This is a genomic window from Mesorhizobium sp. WSM4820 (assembly GCF_055811075.1).
In genome coordinates this window covers 161,940-188,832 of record NZ_JBVVQN010000014.1, presented here as the reverse complement: position 1 = coordinate 188,832, position 26,893 = coordinate 161,940, and the positions used below count along the sequence as shown (strand labels likewise).

The 26,893-nt window shown below is 64.2% G+C and carries 25 protein-coding genes; 12 read left to right on the top strand and 13 right to left on the bottom strand.

The window, feature by feature from the left end; all coding sequences use genetic code 11:
- Position 1 precedes the first annotated feature (1 nt).
- Together cobU and cobO are read left to right on the top strand one after the other, a co-directional pair.
- A complete protein-coding gene (gene cobU, locus AC0L2R_RS22665; RefSeq protein ID WP_473511671.1) occupies positions 2-499 on the top strand; it encodes a bifunctional adenosylcobinamide kinase/adenosylcobinamide-phosphate guanylyltransferase in 498 nt (165 codons plus the stop codon).
- Position 500: 1 nt separating this feature from the next.
- Entirely contained in the window at positions 501-1,115 is a 615-nt protein-coding gene (cobO, locus tag AC0L2R_RS22660; protein ID WP_473511641.1) for a cob(I)yrinic acid a,c-diamide adenosyltransferase, read from the top strand.
- A gap of 172 nt (positions 1,116-1,287) precedes the next feature.
- Here the strand turns inward: cobO and cbiB are convergent, their stop codons facing one another.
- On the bottom strand, positions 1,288-2,256 hold the full coding sequence (gene cbiB / locus AC0L2R_RS22655; protein WP_128166958.1) for an adenosylcobinamide-phosphate synthase CbiB: 969 nt from the start codon (positions 2,254-2,256) through the stop codon (positions 1,288-1,290).
- Here cbiB and cobD point away from each other — a divergent pair.
- Both cobD and AC0L2R_RS22645 read left to right on the top strand, forming a co-directional pair.
- A complete protein-coding gene (cobD, locus tag AC0L2R_RS22650; RefSeq protein ID WP_473511640.1) occupies positions 2,255-3,310 on the top strand; it encodes a threonine-phosphate decarboxylase CobD in 1,056 nt (351 codons plus the stop codon). The two genes, cbiB and cobD, sit on opposite strands and share 2 nt — an antisense overlap.
- Positions 3,307-3,816, top strand: a complete 510-nt coding sequence (locus AC0L2R_RS22645; RefSeq protein ID WP_473511639.1) for a tyrosine phosphatase family protein — start codon at positions 3,307-3,309, stop codon at positions 3,814-3,816. The genes cobD and AC0L2R_RS22645 overlap by 4 nt, the downstream gene beginning before the upstream one ends.
- A 69-nt stretch (positions 3,817-3,885) precedes the next feature.
- Here AC0L2R_RS22645 and AC0L2R_RS22640 read toward each other — a convergent pair whose 3' ends face one another.
- From AC0L2R_RS22640 to AC0L2R_RS22630, 3 genes are all read right to left on the bottom strand, one after another.
- A complete protein-coding gene (locus tag AC0L2R_RS22640) occupies positions 3,886-4,308 on the bottom strand; it encodes a GNAT family N-acetyltransferase (RefSeq protein ID WP_473511638.1) in 423 nt (140 codons plus the stop codon).
- A 265-nt stretch (positions 4,309-4,573) separates the two neighbouring features.
- A complete protein-coding gene (locus AC0L2R_RS22635; RefSeq protein ID WP_473511637.1) occupies positions 4,574-5,377 on the bottom strand; it encodes a creatininase family protein in 804 nt (267 codons plus the stop codon).
- Positions 5,378-5,589: 212 nt separating this feature from the next.
- Complete coding sequence (locus tag AC0L2R_RS22630) at positions 5,590-5,973, bottom strand: RidA family protein (protein WP_473511635.1); 384 nt, start codon at positions 5,971-5,973, stop codon at positions 5,590-5,592.
- Between the two features lie 255 nt (positions 5,974-6,228).
- On the opposite strand from AC0L2R_RS22630, the gene AC0L2R_RS22625 reads away from it, so the two are divergent.
- Genes AC0L2R_RS22625 through AC0L2R_RS22595 form a run of 7 tightly spaced genes read left to right on the top strand, consistent with a single transcriptional unit; the run spans position 6,229 to position 12,834 of the window.
- Complete coding sequence (locus AC0L2R_RS22625; RefSeq protein ID WP_023798892.1) at positions 6,229-7,233, top strand: ABC transporter substrate-binding protein; 1,005 nt, start codon at positions 6,229-6,231, stop codon at positions 7,231-7,233.
- A 9-nt stretch (positions 7,234-7,242) separates the two neighbouring features.
- On the top strand, positions 7,243-8,073 hold the full coding sequence (locus AC0L2R_RS22620; protein ID WP_473511634.1) for an ABC transporter ATP-binding protein: 831 nt from the start codon (positions 7,243-7,245) through the stop codon (positions 8,071-8,073).
- Positions 8,060-8,911 (top strand): ABC transporter permease, encoded by an 852-nt coding sequence (locus AC0L2R_RS22615; protein ID WP_473511633.1) that lies wholly within the window; start codon positions 8,060-8,062, stop codon positions 8,909-8,911. Before AC0L2R_RS22620 ends, AC0L2R_RS22615 begins: the two co-directional genes overlap by 14 nt.
- The gene (locus AC0L2R_RS22610) at positions 8,911-10,221 is read left to right on the top strand and encodes a cytosine deaminase (RefSeq protein WP_473511632.1); all 1,311 of its coding nucleotides are present in this window, start codon (positions 8,911-8,913) and stop codon (positions 10,219-10,221) included. The genes AC0L2R_RS22615 and AC0L2R_RS22610 overlap by 1 nt, the downstream gene beginning before the upstream one ends.
- On the top strand, positions 10,218-11,618 hold the full coding sequence (locus AC0L2R_RS22605; RefSeq protein WP_473511630.1) for an FAD-binding oxidoreductase: 1,401 nt from the start codon (positions 10,218-10,220) through the stop codon (positions 11,616-11,618). The genes AC0L2R_RS22610 and AC0L2R_RS22605 overlap by 4 nt, the downstream gene beginning before the upstream one ends.
- Before the next feature lie 47 nt (positions 11,619-11,665).
- Positions 11,666-12,247 (top strand): NAD(P)H-dependent oxidoreductase, encoded by a 582-nt coding sequence (locus AC0L2R_RS22600; RefSeq protein ID WP_473511629.1) that lies wholly within the window; start codon positions 11,666-11,668, stop codon positions 12,245-12,247.
- On the top strand, positions 12,247-12,834 hold the full coding sequence (locus tag AC0L2R_RS22595) for an NAD(P)H-dependent oxidoreductase (protein ID WP_473511628.1): 588 nt from the start codon (positions 12,247-12,249) through the stop codon (positions 12,832-12,834). Before AC0L2R_RS22600 ends, AC0L2R_RS22595 begins: the two co-directional genes overlap by 1 nt.
- Positions 12,835-12,881: 47 nt before the next feature.
- On the opposite strand, the gene AC0L2R_RS22590 is transcribed toward AC0L2R_RS22595, so the two are convergent.
- Genes AC0L2R_RS22590 through AC0L2R_RS22570 form a run of 5 tightly spaced genes read right to left on the bottom strand, consistent with a single transcriptional unit; the run spans position 12,882 to position 20,487 of the window.
- Positions 12,882-15,356 carry a GcvT family protein gene (locus AC0L2R_RS22590; protein ID WP_473511626.1) on the bottom strand — a complete coding sequence of 825 codons (2,475 nt, stop codon included), beginning with the start codon at positions 15,354-15,356 and terminating at the stop codon, positions 12,882-12,884.
- Complete coding sequence (locus AC0L2R_RS22585; RefSeq protein ID WP_473511625.1) at positions 15,353-16,534, bottom strand: pyridoxal phosphate-dependent aminotransferase; 1,182 nt, start codon at positions 16,532-16,534, stop codon at positions 15,353-15,355. Before AC0L2R_RS22585 ends, AC0L2R_RS22590 begins: the two co-directional genes overlap by 4 nt.
- Positions 16,534-17,433 carry a homocysteine S-methyltransferase family protein gene (locus AC0L2R_RS22580; protein WP_473511624.1) on the bottom strand — a complete coding sequence of 300 codons (900 nt, stop codon included), beginning with the start codon at positions 17,431-17,433 and terminating at the stop codon, positions 16,534-16,536. Before AC0L2R_RS22580 ends, AC0L2R_RS22585 begins: the two co-directional genes overlap by 1 nt.
- Positions 17,430-19,883 carry a GcvT family protein gene (locus AC0L2R_RS22575; protein ID WP_473511623.1) on the bottom strand — a complete coding sequence of 818 codons (2,454 nt, stop codon included), beginning with the start codon at positions 19,881-19,883 and terminating at the stop codon, positions 17,430-17,432. Before AC0L2R_RS22575 ends, AC0L2R_RS22580 begins: the two co-directional genes overlap by 4 nt.
- 16 nt (positions 19,884-19,899) lie before the next feature.
- Complete coding sequence (locus AC0L2R_RS22570; RefSeq protein ID WP_473511621.1) at positions 19,900-20,487, bottom strand: helix-turn-helix domain-containing protein; 588 nt, start codon at positions 20,485-20,487, stop codon at positions 19,900-19,902.
- 310 nt (positions 20,488-20,797) lie between these two features.
- On the opposite strand from AC0L2R_RS22570, the gene AC0L2R_RS22565 reads away from it, so the two are divergent.
- Positions 20,798-21,502: a nitroreductase gene (locus tag AC0L2R_RS22565; protein WP_473511619.1), complete on the top strand. Its 705-nt coding sequence runs from the start codon at positions 20,798-20,800 to the stop codon at positions 21,500-21,502.
- A gap of 37 nt (positions 21,503-21,539) precedes the next feature.
- On the opposite strand, the gene AC0L2R_RS22560 is transcribed toward AC0L2R_RS22565, so the two are convergent.
- The 4 genes from AC0L2R_RS22560 to AC0L2R_RS22545 form a co-directional block, all read right to left on the bottom strand.
- Positions 21,540-22,127, bottom strand: a complete 588-nt coding sequence (locus AC0L2R_RS22560; protein ID WP_473511618.1) for a sarcosine oxidase subunit gamma — start codon at positions 22,125-22,127, stop codon at positions 21,540-21,542.
- A complete protein-coding gene (locus tag AC0L2R_RS22555; protein ID WP_473511617.1) occupies positions 22,120-25,113 on the bottom strand; it encodes a sarcosine oxidase subunit alpha in 2,994 nt (997 codons plus the stop codon). Before AC0L2R_RS22555 ends, AC0L2R_RS22560 begins: the two co-directional genes overlap by 8 nt.
- Positions 25,110-25,406, bottom strand: coding sequence for a sarcosine oxidase subunit delta (locus tag AC0L2R_RS22550; RefSeq protein WP_473511616.1), 297 nt, complete (start codon positions 25,404-25,406; stop codon positions 25,110-25,112). Before AC0L2R_RS22550 ends, AC0L2R_RS22555 begins: the two co-directional genes overlap by 4 nt.
- 88 nt (positions 25,407-25,494) lie before the next feature.
- Positions 25,495-26,754, bottom strand: a complete 1,260-nt coding sequence (locus tag AC0L2R_RS22545) for a sarcosine oxidase subunit beta (protein WP_473511615.1) — start codon at positions 26,752-26,754, stop codon at positions 25,495-25,497.
- Positions 26,755-26,893: the final 139 nt, after the last annotated feature.

The window sequence follows — 26,893 nt, the reverse complement described above, 5'->3', positions numbered from 1 at the left end:
GCTGACCCTGGTCGTCGGCGGTGCACGCTCGGGCAAGAGCGCGCATGCCGAAAGCCTGGTGACGGCCTGTCCGGCGCCGTGGATCTACATCGCCACGGCGCAAGCCTATGACGACGAGATGCGCGAACGCATCGCGCTGCACCGGGCTCGGCGCGGCGAGGGTTGGACGACCGTCGACGCGCCGCTCGATCTCGTCGGCGCGATCGAGGCGCTGCCTGACGGCCGGCCCGTCCTGATCGACTGCCTGACGCTGTGGCTGTCCAACCACATGCTGGCCGAACGCGACATTGAGGCCGAATGCCGAGGGCTGGCGGATGTGCTGTCGCGGCCGCGCGGGCCGTGGTTCGTGGTTTCCAACGAGGTCGGGCAGGGCATCGTGCCCGACAATGCGCTTGCCCGCCGGTTTCGCGATGCCGCCGGCCGGCTCAACCAGCAGGTCGCCGCCGTCGCCGGCACGGTGCTGCTGATGGTGGCGGGACTGCCGCTCAAGGTGAAGTGATATGACCGATATCGACGACAGGGACGAGCAACGCCACCGCGCCAAGATGGCCAAGCGCAAGGCGGTACAGGACGCCGAGGTCGCGGCCAAGACGGTCGAGAAGGGACTGCTGATCGTCAACACCGGGCCCGGCAAGGGCAAGACCACTGCCGCCTTCGGGCTGGCGCTGAGGATGCTCGGCTACGGCAGGCGCGTCGGCGTCGTCCAGTTCATCAAGGGCAAATGGCACACCGGCGAGAAGGACGCCTTTGCCGCTTTCGGCGATCGGGTCGTCTGGCACACGATGGGCGAGGGTTTTACCTGGGAAACGCAGGATCTGAAGCGCGACATCGCCGCCGCCGAGGCTGGCTGGGCCAAGGTGCTCGAACTGATGGCCGATCCATCGATCAGCCTGCTGGTGCTCGACGAATTGAACATCGCGCTGCGCTACGACTATCTCGATCTCGACACGGTGGTGGCGGCGCTGAAGGGCCGCCGCGAAAACCTGCATATCGTCGTCACCGGCCGCAACGCCAAGCCGGCGCTGGTCGATGCCGCCGATCTGGTCACCGAGATGGGAGTTACGAAGCATCACTTTTCCGCCGGCGTGAAAGCGCAGCAAGGCATAGAGTTTTGAGGTTTCGTTCGCCTCTTCTTCCTTCTCCCCTTGTGGGAGAAGGTGGATTGGCGCGTAGCGCCAAGACGGTTGAGGGGTGCTGGACGGAGCGCCGTCGGTACCAGCTGGAACACCCCTCATCCGGCCGCTTCGCGGCCCCCTTCTCCCACAAGGGGAGAAGGGGAGGCCGCAGTCACGCAACGATAACGATCACCGACAGCAAGCCGAACAGTCCCATCAGCAGAAAGTCGGCAACCTGATAGAGTCTTAGCGCTCGTCTGATGTCCACGCTCTCGACATCGCGGCGGCCGCCTTCGCCCATGAACGCGTCGTCGACCATGACGCCGTCGTAGGAGCGCGGCCCGGCCAGCGCCAGGCCGAGCGCGCCGGCCATCGCGGCCTCCGGCCAGCCGGCATTCGGCGAGCGGTGCTTTTTCGCGTCGCGCTGCACGGTGCGCCAGGCGTTGCCGGCGTCAGCGTCTTTGACGAGGAAGGCGGCCAGCACGATAAGCAGTGCGGTCAGCCGCGACGCCGGCAGGTTGATCAGATCGTCGAAGCGCGCCGCCGCCCTGCCGAAGGCCTCGTGGCGCGGCGTGCGGTGGCCGATCATCGAATCGGCGGTATTGGCGGCCTTGTAGGCGACGCCGCCGGCCAGCCCGCCGACGCCGATCCAGAAGACCGGCGCGACGACGCCGTCGGAAAAATTCTCGGCCAGGCTTTCGATCGCAGCGCGGCAGACACCGGCTCTGTCGAGCTTTTCCGGATCGCGGCCGACGATCTGCGAGACGGCAACACGACCGATGTCGAGTCCGCCATTGTCGAGTCCGTCGGCCACCGCCTCGACATGCTCGGCCAGGCTCTTCTGCGACAGCAGCGATGTCGCCAGGAGCGCGGTGAGGATCAATCCGGCTGGAATGCCCGCAAGCATGGTTTCCACCGCGAAAGCGATGGTGGCCGGCACCAGCACGATGATCAGCAGCGCATGAACACCGCGCCGGCGGCGCAGGGCGTCGGAATCAGTATCGCGGTTGAGCCTGCGGTCGAGAAAGGATATCAGCCTGCCGAACCAGGTGACGGGGTGGCCGATGGCGCCGAGCAGCCAGCTGGGATAGCCGACAGCGAATTCAACAAGCAGTGACAGGAAAGCGATCAGGATCGACATGAAGTCTCTTGATGGAGCGGCGGCAGTGGTGGATCACGGCGGAAGCCTTGGCCGGGCGAGGGCGCTTTTTCCGCATGCGCCACAGCCCTTCGTCGACCTCTCGACCGGTATCAATCCGCACTCCTATCCGTTTTTCGAGCTGCCCGCCACCGCCCTGTCGAGATTGCCGGAAGCCGCGCGGGTCCGTGATCTGGCCGATGTCGCGGCAAGCGCCTATGGCGCGCCATCGGCGGCCAATGTGGTGGCAGCGCCGGGCACGCAGATCCTGTTGCCGCGCGTCGCTTCGCTGGTCAGCCCCGGCAAGGCGCTGGTGCTCGGGCCGACCTATGCCGAGCATCAGCGGGCAGCGGCCATCGCCGGCCATGCGGCGATGGAGGTCGACGATTTCGATGCCCTGGCAGGAGCCGACCTTGCCATCGTCGTCAACCCCAACAATCCGGACGGTCGCATCGTCGAGCGCAAGAAACTGCTTGCGCTTGCCGAAAGTTTGCGCGCCAGAGGCGGGTTGCTGGTCGTCGACGAGGCGTTCATGGATGTCGGCCCGCTTGGCGAGAGCCTGGCCGGCGATGTCGACCGTGGCGGCATCGTCGTGCTGCGCTCCTTCGGCAAGTTTTTTGGTCTTGCCGGCCTGCGGCTCGGCTTTGCATTGGCCGACGCGCTGACGGTCGAACGGCTGGAGGCCCAGTTCGGGCCGTGGGCGGTTGCCGGTCCGGCACTCGAATATGGCATCCGCGCGCTTGCCGACAGCGGCTGGCAGGCCGAGATGCGGCGCCGTCTGGCCAGGGATGCAGCGAGGCTCGATGCGCTGTTCGGCCGCTTCGGTGTCCCGGTCGACGGCGGCACCACCCTGTTCCGCTTTATCAGGCTGGCGGACGCCGCCGGTCTGTTTTCGGTGCTTGGCGAGCGCGGCATCCTGCTTCGGGATTTTTCCGGCCGGCCGGAGGTGCTGCGCGCCGGGCTGCCGGGCGAGGGCGAGGAATGGCAGCGGCTCGAATCGGCTCTTGCCGACTGGTCGCAACAGCGCCACGATAACACCAGCGAGGTCCAGCAATGATCCATGTCTGTTCGCTTTCAAAAGTCGAGGAAACCGTCGCGAAGACCGGGGCCGAGCGGTTGCTTTCGCTGCTGGCCGCCGGCACCGAGGTGACGCGGCCGGCGTCGATCGCCCAGGAAAACCATCTGCATCTGGTCATGCACGATATCGCGGTGGCGCAGGAGGGCATGACCATGCCGGGCGAGGGGCATGTCCGCAACCTGCTCGATTTCGCGCGCCGGTGGGATCGTGCAAGGCCGCTGGTCGTGCATTGCTATGCCGGTATCAGCCGGTCGACGGCCTCGGCCTACATCATCGCGGCGGCACTGGCGCCGCAGCGCTGCGAGGTCGAGTTGGCTGAGACGCTGCGTGCACTGTCGCCGACGGCGACACCCAATCCGCGGCTGATCGCGGTCGCCGACGCGCTGCTCGATCGCAACGGCCGCATGACCCGTGCGATCGAGGCGATCGGGCGCGGCGCCGAGGCCTTCGAGGGCACGCCTTTCGAGTTGAAGATCGACGGCTGATTCTGGTCAGAGGCCTGATCAGTCCCGATCGGGCTAAGGCCGCGCTTATTTTCACGGCAGCCGTCCAAGCTATTTGGTGACCCTTTCCATGTATCGCGTAACCCCCTCCAAGCCCTTCGGTGCTGGTTCGAATGGTTCGCACTCTTGAAAGCCGAACTTGCGGTAAAGAACGATAGCGCTCGTCATGAATGAAACTGTCACCAGGTTCACTTTTCGGCACTTGGACTCCTCGATAGCATCGAGCGCCGTCTCAAGGAGGCGGGCTCCTACGCCTTTTCCTCGTCCTTCCGGACGCACGAAGAGCTTAACGATCTCGGCAACATCTCCATGGCTGACGTGGCCGACGCAGCCCAAGGCGACAGAGCCAATCCGTGCGAGGTACATCCCTGTGCTGGGCAAGGTGCACTTTTCCAACAAGCTCGCGGCATCGTCAGAATAGTAGGCGGAAATCACGTCTTCCGACGGAAAGACCGTGCACGCCGCATTGTGCAACGTCCCATTGACCCATCTCCGCGATAAGTGCGCGGGCCTCATGGAAGTCAGCAAGGGTCAGTGCCTTTGTAACGACAACCATCGCGCACCCATGGATGTGAGACTAGAAACAACCGGCTGGACGTGAGGGTAGAAACAATCGGCGAGACTTTACTTTACGCACGGTCTGGAAACTAGCGCCACAAAAGTGGCTGTCTGCCTTGAACCTCAAGCGGGGCGTGTAGAGAAATCCGCATTTCGGCTCACCTTGACCTGAAGTAGATCCCTAGGTCAGCCAATCTGCAAGCTTGGCCTTGCGCACGTCCTTCAACAGGCTGATGAAACCGTCGGCTTGATGGTTGGCGGTCAGCCGGCCCTTTTCGGCCGTTGCAATGCTGGCGTCGCCGACCACGCCGTTCGGGTTGAGATCGGTGGCGATCCAGGCGAAGGCGTGCGTTCCGGTGTGGCGCAGCAACGCAAATTGCTTTTCGGCGCGGGCGACGTTGGACACGAAATTGTCGGCCTTTGCCATGTCGACCAGATCCGGCCGGAAATGCAGCATCAGCGAGGTCTCGACATCGCCGCCATGGATGCCGTGGCGGTCCTCAAGCTCGCTATACATGCCGGCCGGCCGGCCAAAGCGCTGCCAGCTCGTCTTCACCGCCAGCATCTTTGCCCGCACGCGCAGTTCGCGGGTGATGATGCCCATGATCTCCTCGTTGCCGCCATGCGAGTTGACGACGATCAGCTTCCTTAACCCGGCCCGGGCGATCGACAGGCCGAGCTCGGTCCAGGCCTCGATCAAGGTCGCCGCCGGCAATGTAAGGGTTCCCGGCGCGTGCAGGTGCTCGTTCGACTTGCCCACCGCCTGGACCGGCAAGATGCGGATGTCGAGATCGCCGGGCAGGCGCGCGATCACCGTTTCGAGCATGCCGTTCATGATCGAGCTGTCAGTCGAGACCGGCAGATGCGGCCCGTGCTGTTCGATCGCCGCCACCGGCAGAACGGCGATCGTCGCCTCCGGGTCGATGGTGGCGTATTCTGTGGTCCGATAGTCGCCCCACCACACGCGTTTCGTTGCAACGGTCATTTTGAAACCTCGAGCAAACTGGCGGCGTTGGCGCTGCCCCTCACCCGTACCCTCTCCCCGTATAGAGACGGGGAGAGGGGTGCGCCAGCGTTGGAGCGCTTCCCTTCTCCCCGTCACTATACGGGGAGAAGGTGCCGGCAGGCGGATGAGGGGCAGCACCAGCCTTTGTCGTGTAACTGGAGATCAACGGCCTGTCGATTCCAGCCGGCTCCTCACCCTGCCGCGATGACCTCGATCTCGACCTTGAATTCCGGCCGCGCGAAACCGGACACGATCATCAGCGTCGAAGCCGGCGCCGGGCTGGTGAACAGGCGATCGCGCACGTCCATATAGGGTTTCAGGAAGACGCGGTCGGTGACATAGGCGTTGATGCGCACGATGTCGGAAAGTCCAAGCCCGGCGTCGCCGAGAATCGCTGCGATGCTTTGAAAACAGAGCTCGGCCTGCGCGCCGGCATTCTCCGGGATCTTATCGTCCGGCGTGATGGCGACCTGGCCAGAACACAGCACCAGCCGCTTGCCGGGCGGCACCTCGACGCCATGGCTGTAGCGGGCAAAGGGCGGCTTGATCGACTTCGGCGTCAGGAACTTGAACATGAAAATCTCCAGTCTGCTGCCAGCGTAAAGCCGGATCGGGCGAGCCCTCAAGATGCAGTGCATACTATCAGGGCGATTATGGACAGGCGTTCAAAAAATAGGCACGATGCCCCCGGTACGGCATGACCGGTCCGGCTTTCGCGCGCCACTGTTGCGCAAGGCGGGCGGTCCGGGCGATGGCATGTGTCTTGCTTCTTCGATCGATGGTGTCGAGCTCGGCGCGCGGCGCGCCAGAGCCAACTGAGGGTGGTGCGGATGGACGGAAAACTCAAGATTTCGGCTGGCGCGATCGTGCTGCTTGCCGCAAGCACGCTGAACGCGGCAGCAAACGAGAAGATCACCTTCGGCACCAACTGGCTCGCCCAGGCCGAGCATGGCGGCTATTATCAGGCGGTGGCTGATGGCACCTATGCCGCGTGCGGGCTCGACGTGACGATCATGCAAGGTGGCCCGCAGGTCAGTGGCCGGCCGCTGCTGCTTGCCGGCAAGATCGACTTCTACATGGGCGGCAACATGCTGCAGGCCTTCGACGCCGTGCAGCAGGAGATTCCGCTGCGTGTCGTCGCCGCCTCGTTCCAGAAAGAGCCGCAGGTGATCATGAGCCATCCGGGTCAGGGGCTCGACAGATGGGAGGATCTGAAGAACGCTGACCAGTACATTATCGGCGACGAAGGTGCACAGAGCTATTTCCAGTGGATGATCACGGAGTTCGGCTTCGATCCGGCCAAGCGCGTGCCCTATACGTTCAACCCCGCACCTTTCATCGCCAATCCGAAGTCGATCCAGCAGGGTTACGTGACCTCGGAGCCCTTCGCCGTCGCCAAGGAAGGCGGCTTCCAGCCCAATCTGTTCCTGCTCGCCGACTACGGCTTCGACACCTATGCGACGACGATCGAGACCATGCAGGCGACGATCGACAAGCGGCCGGAGGTGGTTCAGTGCTTCGTCGATGGCTCGGCCAAGGGCTGGTACAACTATCTCTACGGCGACAACGCTGCCGCCAACGCGGCGATCAAGAAGGACAACCCCGACATCAGCGACGAGCAGATCGCGTTCTCAATCGAGCAGATGAAGAAATTCGGCATCGTCGATTCCGGCGATACGGAAAAACTCGGCATCGGCGCGATGACCGACGCGCGCATCCAGAGCTTCTACGACAAGATGGTCAAGGCCAAGGTCGTGCCGGCCGACGTCGACATCAAAAAGTCCTACACATTGGCCTTCGTCAACAAGGGCGTCGGGATCGACCTGAAGAAATAGCACCCGGGCATGATGCAGGAGAAAGTGGCGCAAGCGCCGGCAAGCGCATCGGGCAAAGGTCCGATGCTGCTGGCGCTGCGCGGCGTCGGCAAAGTCTTTTCCAACGGCGTGACAGCGCTCAGCGACGTCGACCTGACGATCCGGGAAGGCGACTTCCTCAGCCTTCTCGGCCCGTCCGGCTGCGGCAAGTCGACGGCCTTGCGCCTCATCGCCGGTCTTGCAACGCCGACCTCCGGCCTGCTCGACTGGCGCGGCAACAGCGCTGCCGATCGCTCTGACATCGGCTTCGTCTTCCAGGAACCGACGCTGCTGCCGTGGGCCGATGTCTTCGACAATGTCTGGCTGCCGCTCAGGCTGAAGGGCGTGTCGCGGGCCAAGGCTGCGCCTGTCGTGATGGAGATGCTGGCGCGGGTTCACCTGACCGGCTTCGAGAAAGCCGTGCCGCGCGAATTGTCCGGCGGCATGAAGATGCGCGTCTCGATCGCCCGCGCCATGGTGACCAAGCCGCGCGTGCTTTTGATGGACGAGCCATTTGCGGCATTGGACGAGATCACCCGCTTCAAGCTCAACAACGATCTTCTGGAACTGTGGCAGGACGAGCGCTTTACCGTCGTCTTCGTGACCCACAGTGTCTTCGAAAGCGTTTTTCTCTCCAACCGCGTCGTCGTCATGGCGGCGCGACCGGGCAGGGTCTTCAAAGAACTCGCCATCGATGCGTCCTATCCGCGCAACGAGGCCTTCCGCACTTCGCCCGACTATGCCGCGCTCTGCCGCCAGGCGTCCGATGTGCTGATCGGCGCCATCAACTCAACCGCGGGACCGCATCATGACGGCCATTGATCATCCTGCCGTAACCCTGGATCCAGAGGAGGCGCGTCGCGTGCGCCAGGAGCGGCTCGAGCGGATCGGCCGCTGGCTGCTGCCGCTGGCGATCATGGTCCTGGCAATCTGGCTATGGGATCGCATCTGCATCTGGAACGACATCCCGAAATATATCCTGCCGCGCCCCGGTGTGGTGCTGCAAACGCTGTTCGACGATGCCGGGCTGCTGTTCTCCTCGCTGCTGGTGACGCTCAGGATCACCTTCCTCAGCCTGCTTCTGGCCGTCATCGGCGGCGTCGGGCTGGCGGTGTTGTTCGCGCAATCGAAATGGGTTGAGATGTCGTTCTTCCCGTTCGCCATCGTGCTGCAGGTGACGCCGATCGTCGCGATCTTCCCGTTGATCAACATCTATGTCGACAACCAGACGACCAAGCTTCTGCTGTGTGCCTGGATCGTCGCCTTCTTCCCGATCCTGTCCAACACGACGCTCGGCCTCAACTCGGTCGACCGCAATCTGCGCGACATGTTCAGACTTAACGGCGCGACGCGGTGGCAGCAATTACGCTACCTGCGCCTGCCGGCGGCGATGCCCTATTTCCTCGGCGGGCTGAAGATCGCCGGCGGCCTGTCGCTGATCGGCGCGGTGGTGGCGGAATTCGTCGCCGGGGCCCAGGGACAGTCGTCGGGGCTGGCCTCGCGCATCATCGAGGCCGGTTACCGGCTCAACGCACCGCGGCTGTTCGCGGCGCTGATCCTGATCTCGTTCACCGGCATTTTGATTTTCCTGGTGCTGTCGCTGATCTCGCACCTGATCCTGCGACGCTGGCACGAGAGTGCGCTGAAGCAGGAGCGATGATGGTGTTGGAGATACCAGCCTCTGGTCCTTACCATCTTGCTAACGTTCGTGTTCATCAGTCGCTCACGCCCGACCTTGCCGCTGCCTATGACAGCGACGGCTTTACGCTCGCCGACATCGCTGTCGCCGACGGCAAAATCGCCAGCATCGTCGCGAATCGCCTGTCCAATAAACCCGCAGGCGCCCTCGACCTCGGCGGCCGTATCGTCATGCCGTGCTTCGTCGACTGCCACACGCATATCGACAAAGGTCATATCTGGCCTCGAAAACCCAATCCGGACGGCACCTTCATGGGTGCGCTGAACGCCACCGGCGCCGACCGTGCTGCCCGCTGGAGCGCCGAGGACGTCGCTCGCCGCATGGATTTTTCGCTGCGCTGCGCCTACGCGCACGGCACCAGGGCTTTGCGCACCCATCTCGACAGCGTCGCACCGCAGGAGGAGATCTCCTGGCCGGTGTTCGAGACGGTACGGGAGAAATGGCGTGGCCGCGTCGAGCTGCAGGCCGCTTGCCTGCTCGGCATCGAAGGCGTGCGCGACAAGAAATGGTTTGAAAGCCTGGCCAAACGCGTCGCTGCGGCCAACGGCGTGCTTGGCGTCGTCACCTATATGCTGCCGGATCTGGAAGAACTTCTCGATCGGGTTTTCGCGCAGGCGATCAAGCATGGCCTCGACCTCGATTTCCATGCCGACGAGACCGACGACATCTCGGCGATCTCGCTGAAGAAGATCGCCGAGGCGGCGCTGTGGAACGGGTTTGAGGGAAACATCCTCGTCGGCCACTGCTGCTCGCTGGCACGCCAGCCCGATCTCGACGTGCTCGACACGCTGGACAAGATGGCGAAGGCGGGACTTGCCGTGGTGTCGCTGCCGATGTGCAACCTCTATCTGCAGGACCGGCGCGGCGACCAGACCACGCCGCGCTGGCGCGGCGTGACGCTGCTGCACGAGATGAAGGCGCGCGGCATTCCCGTCGCCGTCGCCTCCGACAACACCCGCGATCCGTTCTACGCTTATGGCGATCTCGACATGCTGGAAGTCTATCGCATGGCGACGCGTATACTGCATTTCGATCACCCGGTCGGCGACTGGCCGCAAGCGGTGACTTCGACGCCGGCCAGGGTGATGCGGCTCGACGGGTTCGGCACCCTTGCCGCCGGCGGTGGCGCCGACTTCGTCGTCTTTAGGGGGCGGAACTGGACAGAATTGCTGTCGCGGCCCGAATCGGATCGCATCGTGGTGCGGGATGGTCGCGCCATCGAGCGCCAATTGCCCGACTATGCCGAACTCGACGATCTGATGGAGAGATGATGGACATTTCGGCACTGAAGCGCGACCTCGACGGTCTGAAGATCGACGACCATCCGGCGATCATCCAGCAGAAGAGCCGCGATTTCTATTGGTACAGCCCGGTGCTGAAGCAACAGCTCGACCATGTGACCGGCGACCTGATCGTGACGCCAAAGACCGAAGTCGAGGTGATCCGCGTGCTTGCCGCGTGCCACCGGCATGGCATTCCGGTGACGCCGCGCGGCAGTGGCACCGGCAATTACGGTCAGGCGATGCCCTTGTCCGGCGGCGTGGTGCTCAATCTCGCCGAGATGAACGCAATCAAGGCGATCGCGCCCGGCCGCGTCGTGACCGGTCCCGGTGCCATCCTCGCCGACATCGACAGGGCGGCGCGCGCCCATTCCGGCCAGGAGCTTCGGATGTCGCCATCGACCTATAACACCGCTTCGATCGGCGGCTTCGTCGCCGGCGGCTCGGGCGGCATCGGCTCGATCCGCTGGGGCGGGCTGCGCGACCTCGGCAACGTCATCCGGCTCAGGACCGTGACGATGGAGGCGGAGCCTCGCATCATGGATCTTGCCGGTGAGGAGGTGCTGAAGGTGATGCATGCCTACGGCACCAACGGCATCATCACCGAGGTCGAGATGCCGCTGACCGCATCCTACGACTGGATCGACGCCATCGTCGGCTTCGACGATTTCATGGATGCGGCCGGCTTCGGCAACGATCTCGCCATCCAGGACGGCATCCTGGCGAAGCTGATCACGCCGATCGCCGCGCCGATCCCTTACGACTATTTCAAGCGGCACCAGAAATTCTTCCGGCGCGAGCAAAGCATCGTCGTCTGCATGATCGCGCCGCAGGCGATGGACGCCTTTGTCGCCCTCACGGCGCGCAGCAAGGGCGAGATCGTCTTCCGCGCTGACAAGGAGGCCGATCTCAAGGGCTTGCCGCCGGCCTATGAGCTGACCTGGAACCACACGACGCTGCGCGCCATCAGGGTCGACCCTAATATTACCTATCTGCAGACCCGTTATCCTTCGCCGGATCACCTCGCTTACGTCAAGGCGATGATCGACCGCTTCGGCGACGAGGTGCCGGTGCATCTCGAATTCATCCGCTTCGACGGCGCGATCGGCGTCGCCGGACTGCCGCTGGTCCGCTTCACCACGGCCGAGCGGCTCGACGAGATCATCCGCATCCATGAGGACAATGGCTGCTGGGTCTTCAATCCGCACCGCTACACGCTGGAAGAGGGCGGCATGAAGCAGACGGACGAGGTACAACTCGCCTTCAAGCGCGAGACAGACCCGCAAGGGCTGCTCAACCCCGGCAAGATGATCGCCTGGGAAAACCCGGACTACGACTATCGCTCGGGCAAGTCGTTCCTGTTCAAGGGGTTGCAGAAGGCGGGGTGAACGATGACGAGCGTGTGGCGCTGTCGCGCTGACCTGCGAGGTCTTCGGTGAAAATCCTCGTGCTCTATGCCCACCCGGTCGAAACCAGCTTCAACGCCGGTCTGCACCGGACGATCGTCGAGCGGCTGATGGCCGCCGGCCACGCCGTCGACGACTGCGATCTCTATGCCGAGGATTTCGACCCGCGGCTGACACGGGCCGAGCGGCTCGGTTATCACGACGAGCGCGGCGTCGGTGATCCGGCAGCGCCCTATGTCGAGCGCCTGCTGCGGGCAGAGGCGCTGGTGCTGTCGTTTCCGGTGTGGAACTACGGCTATCCGGGGATCCTGAAAGGCTTTTTCGACCGCGTCTTCCTGCCCGGCGTCTCGTTCAAGCTGGTCAATGGCAAGGTGCAGCCTTCGCTGCACAACATCCGCAAGGTGGCGGCGGTCACCACCTATGGCGGCAGCCGGCTCCACGCCATGCTGATGGGCGACCCGCCGCGCAAGCTGGTCAAGCGTGTGTTGCGCGCGACGGTCAAGCCAGGCGCCTCGGTGTCCTATCTCGCGCATTATTCGATGAACCTGTCGACCGATGAAACGCGGAAGAGATTTACGGCGAAAGTCGCCGCCAGCATGGATGCCTTCTGATGCGGGTCCTGGTGGTTTATTGCCATCCGGTCCCGGAAAGCTTTTGCGCCGCGATCCGGGATAGTGCCATCGAGGTGCTGGAGGCGAGAGGCTGGGAGGTGCGGCTGCTCGACCTCTATGCGGAAAATTTCGATCCGGTCATGGGCTGCGACGAGCGACGCTTCTATAACGAGCACGCCCCGCAGGATCCGGCGCTCAAGCCGCATTTCGAAAATCTCAACTGGGCCCAGGCAATCCTCTTCATCTATCCGACATGGTGGTACGGGTTGCCGGCAATGCTGAAGGGCTGGCTCGACCGGGTCTGGGCGACCGAAGTCGCCTTCCGACTGCCGGCCGGCAAGGGACGGATCCAGTCGCTGATGAGGCATGTGACGAAGATCGGGGTGATCACGACCTGCGGCGCACCGACCTGGTGGAGCGTCGTCGTCGGCCAGCCGGGACGCAAGACAATCCTGCGCGGCATGCGGGCGCTCTGCGCGACCCGCTGCAGGACGTTCTTTCTGGCGCACTACCTGATGGATGCGTCGACACCCCGGAGCCGGGCTGCTTTCCTTGCGAAAGTGCGGGCGAAACTGGAGCGGTTTTGAGCTGGCGGAGATCTCCTTCTCCCACAAGGGGAGAAGGGAAGGGCGCCCTACATCCGCACCCGTTCCGCCTTCGGATCATACATCGGCTTCAGCGACACTTCCGCGGCGAAGCGCTCGCCGGCGATCTCGATCTCGTACGACGACGACAGCACATCCGCCTCACTCTCTCCCTGGCACGGCACGTAGCCTAGGCCGATAGCTCCGCCGAGATGATGGCCGTAATTGCCCGAGGTGACCGGACCGACGATCTTGCCGTCGCGCAGGATCGCTTCATTATGGAAGAGCAGCGGTTGCGTGTCTTTCAGACGGAACTGCACCAGCCGCCGGTTCAATCCGGTTTCTTGTCTCCTCAGCACGGCATCGCGGCCAAGAAAATCGCCCTTGGCAGTCTTCACTGCGAATCCAAGGCCTGCCTCCAGCACATTGTCCTCGTCGGTGATGTCGTGGCCGAAATGCCGGAAGGCCTTTTCGATGCGGCAGGAATCCAGCGTGTGCAGGCCGCAAAGCTTCAGGCCGACATCGGCGCCGGCCTCAGCGATCGCCTCGAACACGTGTGCGGCCTGGTCGGTCGAGACATAAAGCTCCCAGCCGAGCTCGCCGACATAGGTGACGCGATGGGCGCGGGCCAGCCCCATGCCGATTTCAATCTCCTGAAACGTTCCGAACGGATTGGTTTCGTTGGAGAAATCGTTCGGGCTCAGCTTTTGAATCAGCTTCCTCGAATCCGGGCCCATCAGGCAGAGCACGGCCTCGGCCGCGGTGACATCGGTGATGACGACGAATTCATCGGCGAGATGTTTTTTCAACCAGGCGAGATCACGCTGCAGCGTGGCGCCCGGCACGACGAGGAAGAACACGGTTTCAGACAGCCGCGAGACGGTGAGATCGCTCTCGATGCCGCCGCGCTGGTTGAGCATCTGGGTGTAGACGATCTTGCCCGGCGCCACCTCCATGTCGTTGGCGCAAAGCCTCTGCAGGAAGACGCAGGCATCGCGGCCCTCGACACGGATCTTGCCGAACGAGGTCATGTCGAACAGGCCGACGCCGTTTCGGACGGCCAGATGTTCGTCGCGCTGGTTGTCGAACCAGTTCTGCCGTTTCCAGGAATAGCGGTACTCGCGCTCCTGACCCTCATGCGCGAACCAGTTGGCCCGCTCCCAGCCGGCAACCTCGCCGAACACCGCGCCGCGTGCCTTCAGATGTTCATGGAGCGGGGAGCGCCTGACGTTCCGAGAGGTCGCCATCTGCCGGTACGGAAAATGATCGGCGTAGAGCAGGCCGAGCGTCTCGGAGACGCGCTCTCTGAGATAGCGGCGGTTTTTTTGGAACGGCTGGGCGCGGCGGATGTCGACCTCCCACAGATCGAAGGGTGCTTCGCCATCGTTGATCCATTGCGCCAGCGCCATGCCGGCGCCGCCTGAGGAGACGATGCCGATGGAGTTGTAGCCGGTCGCCATCCAGTAGCCGGAAAGCTCCGGCGCCTCGCCGAGATAATAGCGATCATCAGGCGTAAAACTCTCGGGGCCGTTGAAGAAAGTGTGGATGCCGGCGCTGGCCAGCATCGGCATGCGGTTGACGCCCATTTCGAGGATCGGCTCGAAATGTTCGAAATCCTCGGGCAACTGGTCGAAGCAGAAATCTTCGCTTATGCCGTCCATGCCCCACGGCTTGGCCACCGGCTCGAAGGCGCCGAGCATCATCTTGCCGGCATCTTCCTTGTAGTAGGCGCACTCGTCCGGCACGCGCAGCACCGGCAGCCGGGTCAGGCCGGGGATCGGTTCGGTGACGAGATAAAAATGCTCGCAGGCATGCAGCGGGATGCTGACGCCGTTCTGGGCGCCAAGCTCGCGTGCCCACATGCCGGCGCAATTGACGACGATGTCGGCCTCGATCATGCCTTGCTCGTCGCCCTGCGTCCAGGAAGCGCCGGTGACGCGGCCATCCCTGGTGTGAACCTTGGTGACCTTCACATTCTCGACGATCGTCGCACCGCGCTGGCGCGCACCCTTGGCCAGCGCCATGGCGATATTGGCCGGGTCGCATTGGCCGTCGAGCGGCAGATGCACGGCGCCGACCACATCGGAAACATTAAGATGCGGGTACATCTGCTTGACTTCGTTTGGCGAAATCTCGCGCACGTCGATATCGAACGCGCGGGCGAGCGACGCCTGCCTATAAATCTCGTGCTTGCGTTCCTCGGTCAGCGCCACGGTGATCGAACCGACCTGGCGCATGCCGGTGCCGACATCGGTCTCGGCCTCCAGCCTGACGTAGAGGTCGGCCGAATATTTCGCCAGCCGCGTCATGTTCTGCGAGCCGCGCAACTGGCCGATCAGGCCGGCGGCGTGCCATGTCGTGCCCGATGTCAGCTGCTTGCGTTCCAAAAGAACGATGTCGGTCCAGCCGAGCTTGGCCAGGTGATAGGCGACCGAGCAGCCGGAGACGCCGCCGCCGATGATGACGGCCCTCGCCTTGGGAGGAATGGTTTTGGCCAGAATGGTTTTCTGGGGCAGGGCGCTCATGCGGCCTCACGGCGATAGCTGGACGCGAAGCGGCGCAAGCGAAGGGTTGCTTCCAGAAGCACCGCCTCAGGCTGGCAGAGGCTGACGCGAATATGGCCGGCGGCGGCCTCGCCGAAGCTCGAGCCGGGCATGACGCCGACCTTTTCCTTGTCGAGCAGAGCCCAGGCGAATTTCTCGTCGTCCGGCTCGAGAGCCGAGATGTCGAGCATGACATACATGCCGCCTTCGGAGCCGCGCACGGTGATGTTGTTCATGCCGCGCATGGCATCGAGGACGACGCCGCGCCGTGCGGCATAGCGTTCGGCGATCTCCTTGACGCCGTAGCCGTTTTCCAGCGCCTCGGCGCAAGCGAGGCTGATGAAGGCCGGCAGGCCGTAGGTGGTCACCAGATTGAGGTTGGTCAGCAGCGAGATCATCTGTTCGGGCCCGCTCAGCCAGCCCATGCGCCAGCCGGTCATGCCGTGGCTCTTCGACATGGAATTGATGACCAGCGTGCGTTCCGCCATGCCGGGCAGCGAACGCGGCGAGACGTGCTCGCCGCCGCCTAGCGTCCAATAGACCTCGTCCGACAGCAGCCAGAGGTCATGCTCCCGGCAGATCTGCGCCAGCTCTTCCAGCCGCTGGCGCGAATAGACGGCACCCGTCGGGTTGTTCGGCGTGTTGATCAGGATGGCGCGGGTGTTCGGCCGAAGTGCTGCGCGAATGTCGGCGGCGCGCGGCTGGAAACCATCCTCGGCCGGTGTCTCGACCACGGTGAAATCGGCGCCCGCCGCACTGAAGGTGTTGGGGTAGGTCGCGTAATAGGGCGCCACCACGATGGCATGGTCGCCCTGGTCGAGAACGGCCTGCACCGCCGCATAAAGTGCAGCCTGCCCGCCCGGTGTGGCGATGACTTGGTCGGGGTTGGTCGTAATGCCCGTGCACGCAGTCGAGGCCGCCGCCATGGCCTTGCGCAGGCGCGGAATGCCGGCAAGCGGGGTGTAGTGGTGATTGCTGGCGCGAACCGCCGTCACGCAGGCTTCGATCGTTTCCGTTGGCGTGTCGAAATCATGGTCGCCGACCGACAGCATGATGATGTCCTCGCCGGCCTGCTTGCGCGTCCAGGCGGCGAAATGGACCTCCCAGCCGTCCTTGCCCGAAGGCACGATGCCGGAAATGCGCGATGACGGTCTGGGCATTATGCTACTCCCGAAATTTCGTAGCCGGCCTGTTCGAGTCGGTCACGCAGGGCGGCGATATGAGGCGGCCCGACTTCGCAGCAGCCGCCGACGATGTCGGCGCCGGCCTCGACCCAGCCGACCGCCTGGTCGGCATAGGCATCCGGATCGAGGTCGTGGCGGGCGTGCAGCACTTCCACCGTGCCGCCATGCTTGAGCGCCTCGACCGAGGTGAAGCCGTTGGCATAGGCGCCAACCGGCCCGCCGAGAGCGATCAGTTCGGGCAGCGCTGCTGCAATGGCTTCGGGCCGGCAGCAATTGATCAGCCTGGCTGCGACCGGCAGGCCGTCGAGAGCTCTTGCTGCCGCCGCTATGGTTTCGCCGCTGCGCAGCCGCGGCGCGCCGTGATCGGCGAGCGTCCACGACACCCACACCGGCTTGCCGCTTTCCGACGCGGCGGTGACAGCCGCGCGCGCCTCCTCGGCCGACGCCATGGTCTCGCACAGGAACAGATCGACACCGTCGGCCTGCTCGGCAACGATGCGGCGGTAGATGTCGAGCGTATCCTCGAAGGATATCGTCAGGGCCGGTGCGTAGCTGCCGAACAGCGGCGACAGGCAGCCGGCGATTGCCGCGTCGCCGGCCTGGTCGCGCGCTTGCCTTGCCAGTTCTATGCCGCGCTGCTGCAGCGGCTTGAACAGCTCTTCCGCGCCCTCGCGCGCCAGCCGCTCGGGGGTTGCGGAATAGGTGTTGATGGTGATGACGCGGGCGCCGGCCCGAATGAACTCCGCATGCAGGTCGCGCACCAGATCCGGTTCGTCGATCAGCACCCTGGCCGACCATAGCGGCGTCGGCTCGGAGCTGCTGCGGCGGACCAGTTCCTGGCCCATGCCGCCGTCGGTGAGAATGACTGAATTCATGCGCGCAACCTCTCGTTGTTTGGATCCCACAGCGGTTCGTCCTTCTGCACGACCGCCTTGAAGCGTTCGCCGAAGATCTCGACCTCGACCGCAGTTCCCGGCTCAGTCAGGTCGGCGCGCAGCATGCCGAGCGCGATCGACCTGTCGATCCGATGACCCCAGCCGCCGGACGTCGTCTCGCCGACGATCCGGCCGTCATGCCACAGCGTCGACATGGTTGGCGCGTCGCAGTCGCCGGGGTTTTCGACGACCAGCGTGACAAAGCGCTTCTTCACGCCCTGCTGCTTCTCGTTTTGCAGCGCCGCCTTGCCACGGAAATCCGGCTTGTCCCATTTCACGAAACGCTCCAGCCCGCCCTGCAGGATCGAATAGTCGGTCGACAGGTCGCCTTTCCAGGCGCGATAGGATTTTTCAAGCCGCAATGAATCCAGCGCGTACATGCCGAACGGTTTCAGGCCATGCTTTTGCCCAGCCGCCCAGACGGCGTCGAAGATGGCGGCGGTGTCGTCGATCCTGGTGTGGATTTCCCAGCCGAGTTCACCGGCGAAGGACACGCGCACCAGCCTTGCCCAACGGCCGGCAATTGTCGTCTCCTGGTGGGTCAGCCAAGGCAGAGCAAGGTCGGCGGCGCAGACATCGGCGAGGATTTTTCGCGAATTGGGCCCGGCGAGGATCTGCGTTGCGTATTCCTCGGTCCGGTCGAACAGCCTGAACGAGGCGTTCTTCGGCATGCGCCATTTCAGCCATTCGAAATCGTGCCATTGCGCCACCGCGGCGGTGATCAGCGTCATCAAATTCTCGTCGTGGCGAACGGCAGACATTTCGGTGACGATGCGGCCCTTGTCGTCGGCAAAATAGACGAGGCCGATGCGGCCGGGTTTCGGCACCAGGCCGGTGATCTGTTGGCTCAACCAGTCGGCCGCGCCCGGACCGTCGAGATTGAAGCGGGAGAACCCGGGCAGGTCCAAAATGCCGGCGGCATCGCGCACGGCAAGGCATTCTTCGCGCACGCGATGCTGCCACGGCCCGTCGCGGCGGAAGGTCAGCGTCGCGGTTTCCGAGACGTCGTCGCCGGCCTGCGCGTACCAGGTGGCGCGCTCCCAGCCATTATAGGCGTCGAAGCAAGCGCCGAGCGCCTTGATGCGATCATGGATCGGCGACAGTTTGCGGTCGCGGCCTGCCGGCCAGGCATGGCGCGGGAACTGGATGGCATATTCGTTGCCGTAGATTTCCATGCCCTTGGCGACGCAGTAATCCGGGGCCGAGGCAAAGCCGGTGAAGCGGCGCGGATCGCAGGACCACATGTCCCATTCGGTTTGGCCCTCAGTCACCCATTCGGCCAGCACCTTGCCGACGCCGCCGCCCTGGGCGATGCCGAAGGTGAAGACGCAGGCCTCGAAGGCGTTCGGCACGCCGGGCATCGGGCCGATCAGCGGGTTGCCGTCCGGCGCGTAGGGGATCGGACCGTTGATGACCTTGGACAGGCCGGCGGTGCCGAGAATCGGCACGCGGGCGACGGCATCGGCCAGATAGTCCTCGAGCCGGTCGAGATCGTCTGGGAACAGCTGGAACGAAAAATCGGCTGGCATCGGATCGTTGTGGCCGACCCAATGGGCACGGCAATTGCGCTCATAGGGACCGAGATTCATGCCGTTCTTTTCCTGGCGCAGATAATAGGAGGTGTCGACATCGCGCAGCAGCGGCAGTTTCTTGCCTTGCTCCTTCGACCACGCGGCCAGTTCGGGGATTTCCTCGAACAGGATATATTGATGGCTCATCACCATCATCGGCACGTCGCGGCCGAACATCCTGCCGACTTCGGCCGCACGGTAGCCGGCCGCGTTGACGACGATCTCGCAGCGGATCTCGCCCTGCGCGGTCTCGACCACCCACTCGTCCTTGTCGCGGCGCACGCCGGTGACCGGACAGAAGCGAATGATCTTCGCACCCAGGTCGCGGGCGCCCTTGGCCAGCGCCTGGGTCAGCTGCGCCGGGTCGATGTCGCCGTCGCTCGGATCGTAGAGTGCGCCCTTCAACTCATGCGTTTCGATGAACGGGTAGCGGCGCTTGATCTCGTCGAGGCCGACCACATCGATGTCCATGCCCTGGTAGCGGCCCATGCCCTTGGCGCGTTGGAACTCCTGCATGCGCTCTGCCGTATGGGCCAGCCTGAGCGAGCCGGTGACGTGGTAGTTCATGGGGTAGCCGACCGCATCGGCCAGCCCGCGATAGAGCTCGGTCGAATAGCGCTGCATGTTCATCAGCGACCATGACGAGGAGAAGGTCGGCACGTTGCCGGCCGCATGCCAGGTCGAGCCGGAGGTGAGCTCGTTCTTTTCCAGGAGCACGCAGTCGGTCCAGCCCGCCTTGGCGAGATGGTAGAGCGCCGACGCACCGACGACACCGCCTCCGATGATCACCACACGTGCCGTAGTCGGCAAACCGGCCATACTCTTCTCCAGACCTCTAGTAGACAGGTGGCGAAACCACCCAGATGACCACCGCCGGCTCCGCACCGGGATTGCGCCAGCGGAACGGCTTGCCGTCGAAGCGAAACGAGTCACCCTCAACAAGCCGGTGCCAGACGCCTGATATCTCGATGTCGAAGCTGCCGGAAGCGACATATCCGGCTTCCTCCGTCGGCCGGCGGGCTTCGGTCTTCAGTTCAGCACCCGGCGCGAAGACCGAACGCAGCATCTCGAAGCTACCGCCGAGATCGGGTGACAGAAGCTCCTCCACCAGGCCGGAATCGCTTGTGCCAAGCGTGCGGCGGCTGCCGGCGCGGACGACCACGCCGCGCTCGTTCTCGACGGGCACGTCGTGGCTGAAGAACAGGCTGACCGGCACGCCGAACAATTCCGCGAAGCCTCTGAGATCGCTGAGCGACGGTATCGACAGGCCGCGCTCGACCTGACTGACCCAGCCGACCGAGCGGTCGAGCTTCAGGCCGGTCTCGGCAAGCGTCAGCCCGCGCGCCCTGCGCAGCGCCCTGATATCGCCGGCCAGCAGCCGTTCGCGGTTTTCCTGCTCCGATCTGACGGCGGTTGAGGTCAAAGCTTTTTTCTCGGTGAAAATCTCTCTGGTGAAATACCCCCTGGTGAAAAATTGGGGGCAAATTTCATGAGGGGTCAAGTTCGTGAAAAAATCAAGGCAATTTTCATGAGGCCACAAGATTTGCTTGCGCCGTTTTGACGGTTCAGGCAAAGGCTCGGCCACGAACGGCGAGTGAGGGCGTCCGGTCGAGGCTTGCGTTAGAGCGCCATGCGTCAAATTGGACCGCAATGGTGCTCTCTCATTTCTAGACGGCGCATGTATCCTTTCCGGAATCGATTCCGGTTTCCGGGGCACGCGCAAAGGGACGCCCATGCTGGAAAACAGGACTAAGATTACGGATGGCGCGGCGATCGTCGACGAGGCGATCACGTCGCGCCGTTCGGTGCGGGCGTTCCTGCCCGACATGGTCGACGACGAGACGATCCGCGCCATACTCGCCGTTGCCGCGCGTGCGCCTTCGGGCACCAACATGCAGCCCTGGCGGGTCTACGTCACCAAGGGCGAGGTCAAGCAGCGGATCACCGACGCCATCCTCAACTCCGGCATCCGTGCCGAAAAGGCCGAGTGGGACGAGTATCGCTACTATCCCGACCAGTTCTTCGAGCCCTATCTGACCCGGCGGCGGGCCAACGGCTTCGGCCTCTACAGCGTGCTCGGCATCGGCCGGCGTGAGGTCGACAGGATGCGCGCGCAGCACGACCGCAACTTCGTCTTCTTCGACGCGCCGGTCGGCATGATCTTCACCGTCGACCGGCGGCTGAACAAGGGGTCGTGGATCGATTACGGCATGTTCCTGCAGAACATCATGGTGGCGGCGCGGGGCAGGGGCCTGCACACCTGCCCCCAGGCGGCCTTTGCACCCTATCACAAGCAGATCAGGCCGGTGCTCAACATTCCCGACGAGGAGATCGTCGTCTGCGGCATGGCGCTTGGCCGTGAGGACAAATCCAAGCCCGAAAACGCGTTCCGCACCGACCGCGCGCCGCTGGAAGAGTGGGTGACGTTCGCCAGTTGAGGTGATGCCAAGCGTGGTGACGACGCGCCGCGTCGGTCTACTGCACTTCGTAGCCGACTTCCTCGCTGGCGTGACAGAGCGCTTTCCAGAACGAGCGCGCAAACGAGCGGAACACATAGATGTCGAACTGGTCGGCGCCGGTGCGCTGGATTTGGGCGAAGACATCATGATGCATGGTCGAGCGGCCGGCACCGACCGGGAAGGCCGGCAGCGCGAAGTCGATGGCGAAGAACTTTGCCAGCACCCATTCCGCCTTCGGTCCGGCGATGCGGATCGCGGTGCGGCCGTGCGACAGGTCGGTCACCGTGCCGATGTCAGGGGTGACGACCTTGGCAAAGGCCGACGCCAGGCCCTCGGCCTCGTCGACCACGGTGAATTTTCCCGGTGCAAATCCGAACACCGACCTCACGCCGTTGGTGCTGCCGGCGCCGGCGCCGTCGGGCAGCGCAAGGCCGGTAACGGTGCGAATGCCTGCTATCAACGCCTTCTCCTGGCCCGGCCAGGCAGCGAGCTGCAGGATCGATCCCGGCCTGGTTTCGGAGAGGATGACCTCGATGCCGCGTTCGAAATCGCCATGCGAGCCGGTGCGCAGCTCCAGCTCAAGCGGGGATTGGCGCTCAACCATGCATGCGGCTCCCGTCCGGATCAAAGAAGTGATTGGAGACGATCTCGACCGGGCCGAACCGGTTGCGCAGAGGATCGGAGATATGGGCGCGTGTGCCGCGTCGTGCCTTGCCGTCCTTGACCAAAGCGAGCGCGATGTACTTGCCGAGCGCCGGCGAATAACAGCAAGCGGTGATGTGGCCGATGGAATCGTGCGGATTGGCTTCGTCAAGCGCTTCGACGATGTGCGCGCCGCCGTTGAGCGGCTGGTTGTCCAGCGAGATCAGGCCGACGAGTTCCAGCCTGTCGGGCGCGATCAGGCCCTCGCGGTCCATCATCGCCGAGCCGATGAAGGGCTTCTTCCTGGACAGCATCCAGTCGAGATGCAGGTCTCGTGCGGTGGTGCGGCCGTCGATCTCGGCGCCGGTGACGTGGCCTTTCTCGATGCGCAACGTGCCAAGTGCCTCAAGCCCGTAAGTCACCAGTCCGAATGGCTTGCCGGCTTCGATCAAGGCTTCCCAGACATGGGTGCCGTAGCCGGCGCCGGAGTAGACTTCGAAGGCCATTTCCCCGGAGAAGGAAAGCCGGCAGATCATCACCGGCACGCCTGATATCTTGCCGCGCACGATGCCCATGAAAGGCAGGGTTGCGTTGTCGACGGCGGTGCCGGTGACGCAGGCAGCAAGAATGGCTCGCGCCTTTGGCCCGCCGATCGCCGCACCCGCCCACTCGTCGGTCACCGAGGTGACATGGACCTTCAGCTCCGGCCAGATGACGTCGAGGAAATACTCCAGATGCTGCATCACCTTGCCGGCATTGGCGGTCGTGGTGGTCATCAGGAAGTCCTGTTCGCCGAGCCGCCACGTCGTGCCGTCGTCGAAGGCGAGGCCGTCCTCGCGCAGCATCAACCCGTAGCGGGCCTTGCCGACGGCCAATGTCGAGAACATGTTGGTGTAAACCTGGTCGAGGAATTCCGCCGCGTCCGGGCCTTGCACGGCGATCTTGCCCAGCGTCGAGACATCGACGATGCCGGCGCTCTCGCGCGTCGCCCTGGCTTCGCGCACATAGGCCTGCTCGATCGTCTCGCCGGGATCGCCATAGATCATCGGGCGATACCAGAGGCCGGCCGAATACATGGTCGCGCCGTTGGCGACGTGCCAGTCATGCATCGGCGTCAACCGTTGGGGCCTCAGGTCGCCGAAACGCTCGGCGGCGAGTGAGCCGATCGACACGGCCGAAAAAGGTGGGCGAAAGCGTGTCGTGCCGACTTCGGGAATCGGCTTGCCCAGCGCCTCGGCCATGATGGCGAGGCCGGGTATGTTGGAACTCTTGCCCTGGTCGGTCGCCATGCCGAGCGTGGTGTAGCGCTTCAGATGCTCGACCGAGACGAAGCCTTCGCGATGTGCAAGCCGTACATCCTCCGCGGTCACGTCGTGCTGGAAATCGACGAAGCTTTTTCCATTGGCCCTGATCTCGAACACCGGCGCCGGGTCGGGACCGCCGGGTGCGGCTTCGACGACCGGCAGGGCCGTAGGCACGCCTGTTCCACCTGCCGCCGAAAGCCCGGCGGCGCGGCCTTCGGCGATTGCCTCGGCGGTTGAAAAGCTGCCGGTGAAAGCGCCGGCGCCAATCCATTGCTGGGTTGGCTTCGGTGGCAGGTAGGCTTGTCTGGCGGCATTCCATTCCGCCTTGGCGCCGGCCTGGCTGGCCAGATGGATGGTCGGCGACCAGCCTCCCGACATCAGCAGGCAGTCGGCTTGAATGCTGCGCGCCTCGCCGGCAAGCGCGCCGTTGACCATGTCGAAGCGCTGCACCTTGACGCCGGACAGCGCCTTGCGGCCTTCGGTGGCGACCACGGCGTGACCGAAAAGGATCTTGGCTTCCGCTTCATCGGCGAGCTCGCGCGTCTCGCTCGAAAGCTCCGGCCGCACGTCGACGATGGCGACAATCGCCGCACCGGCCTTCTTCAGCGCCAGGGCGGAGCGATAGGCGCTGTCATTGTTGGTGAACAGTGCGATCCTGTTGCCCGCCAGCACGCCGTACTCGTTGGCGTAGCGTTCGGCGGCATGCGCCAGCATCACTCCCGGCCGATCGTTGCCCGGAAACACCAGCGGCCGCTCGAAGGAGCCGGTGGCCAGCACCACCGACTTGGCGCGAATGATCCAGTAGCGATGGCGTGGTTCGCCCTTGCCGGGCCTCTCCTTGTGGTCGGCAACCCGTTCAAGCGCGGCGAGCGTGTTGCCGTCGTAATAGCCCCAGACCGTGGTGCGTGGCAGCAGGCGGACATTGTCATAGCCTTCGAGCTGGCCGGCGGCTCGCGCTGCCCAGTCGGCCCCGGGCATCCCGTCGATCGTCTCGCCCGACCAGTTGGCCGAGCCGCCGAAATGCGGTTCGAGCTCGCTGAGGATGACACGCGCGCCCTGATCGGCGGCTGCCCTGGCGGCCATCAGTCCGGCCGGACCGGAACCGACCACCAGCACATCGCAGAAGGCGTTCATGCGCTCGTAACGCGCCGTGTCGGCAGCGGTCCCGGCGCGGCCGAGACCGGCGGCGCGGCGGATGAAATGCTCGCAGAACATCCAGAAACGCGTGCTCTTCAGCGGGCCGATCGCGGGCCCCATGAAGGTCTTGTAATAGAAGCCGGCGGACAGAAGCTTGCCGCCGAGCTGGTTGGCGGCGCTGACATCCCAGGCCAGCGATGGAAAGCGGTTCTGGCTGACGGCGGTCAGCCCATCATAGATCTCGACCATGGTCGCGGCGATGTTCGGCTCGCGAACCTCGCCCCGCAACACCGTCACCAGGGCGTTCGGTTCCTCGACGCCTGCTGTCAGCACCCCGCGAGGACGGTGATATTTGAACGAGCGTCCGAACAGGGTGACGCCATTGGCCAGCAGCGCTGAGGCAAGCGTGTCGCCGGCATGGCCGGTGTAAGGCGCGCCGTCGAAGGTGAACCGGATGGTTCGCAGCCGGTCGATCCGGCCACCGGCATCGGTGCGGCGCGGGCTCATGACTTGCCCTCCGCCTTGTGCCGGGCAGCCACTTTGTGGTCGCCGCGCGTGAACGCGACGCTGGAGATCTCGTGTGTCAGCGTGTTGCGCACGACCCTGAGATGGGCACGGCAGCCGCCGGAATGCTGCCAGATCTCGTTGTGGTCACCCGCCGGGTTCAATCGGTCATAGACATAGGCGTTCCAGGCATCGAGGTCCTGCGAGGCAGGCTGAGGGCGCTCGCGGTTGCTGTCACCCTGATAGGTGAACTCGATGAGGTCGCGCGGGCCGCAATAGGGGCAGGTAATCAGCATGCGATTGTATCTTCTCGTTTGACCATGATCTTGGCCGAAAACCGGTTTCCACTCTTTGTTACGCCGACCTGCGGTTCGGGATCATGGTCTAGTGCAGCCGCGGCGTCGCGCCCTGGCCCTTGTCGTCGATCACCAGTCCGCGATGGAAGCGATCCAGCGTGAAGGGCGCGTTGAAGTCGTGCGGTTCATCCTTGGCGATGGTCCAGGCAAAGCACCAGCCGGAGGCCGGCGTCGCCTTGAAGCCGCCGTAGCACCAGCCGCAGTTGAGATACATGCCCGGCAGCGGGCCGGTGGTGATGATCGGAGAACCGTCCATCGACATGTCGCAGACGCCGCCCCAGGAACGCAGCATGCGAACCCGGGCGAGACCCGGAAACAGCGCCAGCATCTCGCTCATCACCTCATCGACAACAGGCAAACTGCCGCGCTGGGCGTAGCTGTTGTAGCCGTCGAGATCGCCGCCATAGACAAGGCCGCCCTTGTCCGACTGCGACATGTAGAAATGGCCCATGCCGAAAGTCAGGACTGTGTTGATGAACGGCTTCAGCGATTCCGTCACAAAAGCCTGCAGCACGTGGCTCTCGATCGGCATCGTATCGATGCCGGCGAGCCGCATGACTTGCCCGGTGCTGCCGGCCACCGCGACCGCCACCTTCCTGGCGCGGATATCTCCGCGCGACGTCGAGACGCCTGATATGCGGTCGCCGTCGCGCAGGAAGCCGGTGACCTCGCAATTCTCGATGATGTCGACACCGCGGCGGTCGGCGCCGCGCGCATAGCCCCAGGCGACGGCATCGTGGCGGGCGGTGCCGGCGCGCCGCTGCATCAGGCCGCCGACGATTGGGAAGCGCGCCGTGGCGGAGACGTCCAGCGCCGGCACCAGGCGCGCGATCTCGGCCGTGGTCATCAGTTCGGCGTCGACGCCGAGATGGCGCATGGCGTTGCCGCGGCGGGCAAAATCGTCGAGCTGGGCCGGCGTGTGCGCGAGGTTGAGGCAGCCGCGCTGCGAGAACATGACGTTGTAGTTGAGGTCGTGCGACAGGTTCTCCCACAGCTTCATCGAATGTTCGTAGAAGCGCGTGTTGGCAGGCAGCAGGTAGTTGGAGCGGACGGCTGTCGTGTTGCGGCCGACATTGCCGGAGCCGAGCCAGCCCTTTTCCAGCACTGCGACGTTGGTGATGCCGTGCTCCTTGGCGAGATAATAGGCGGTCGACAGGCCATGGCCGCCACCGCCGATGACGATCACGTCGTAGGACGCCTTCGGGTTCGGCTTGCGCCAGGCCGATTTCCAGTCCTTGTTGCCGGTCAGCGCATTTTTGAGAAGCGAGAAGGCCGAATATTCCGCCATTCTTTTTGTTGTCCGTTCTGGCTTTTCGTCAGCCGTTTTGGGCGATGCGGCACATTATAGAGCAGGCCGCTGCCGCAAAGCCAATATTGCGCCATCGCTTTTCGACTGGCCGACTCCGAAGGGCGGGCAGGGCGGGACG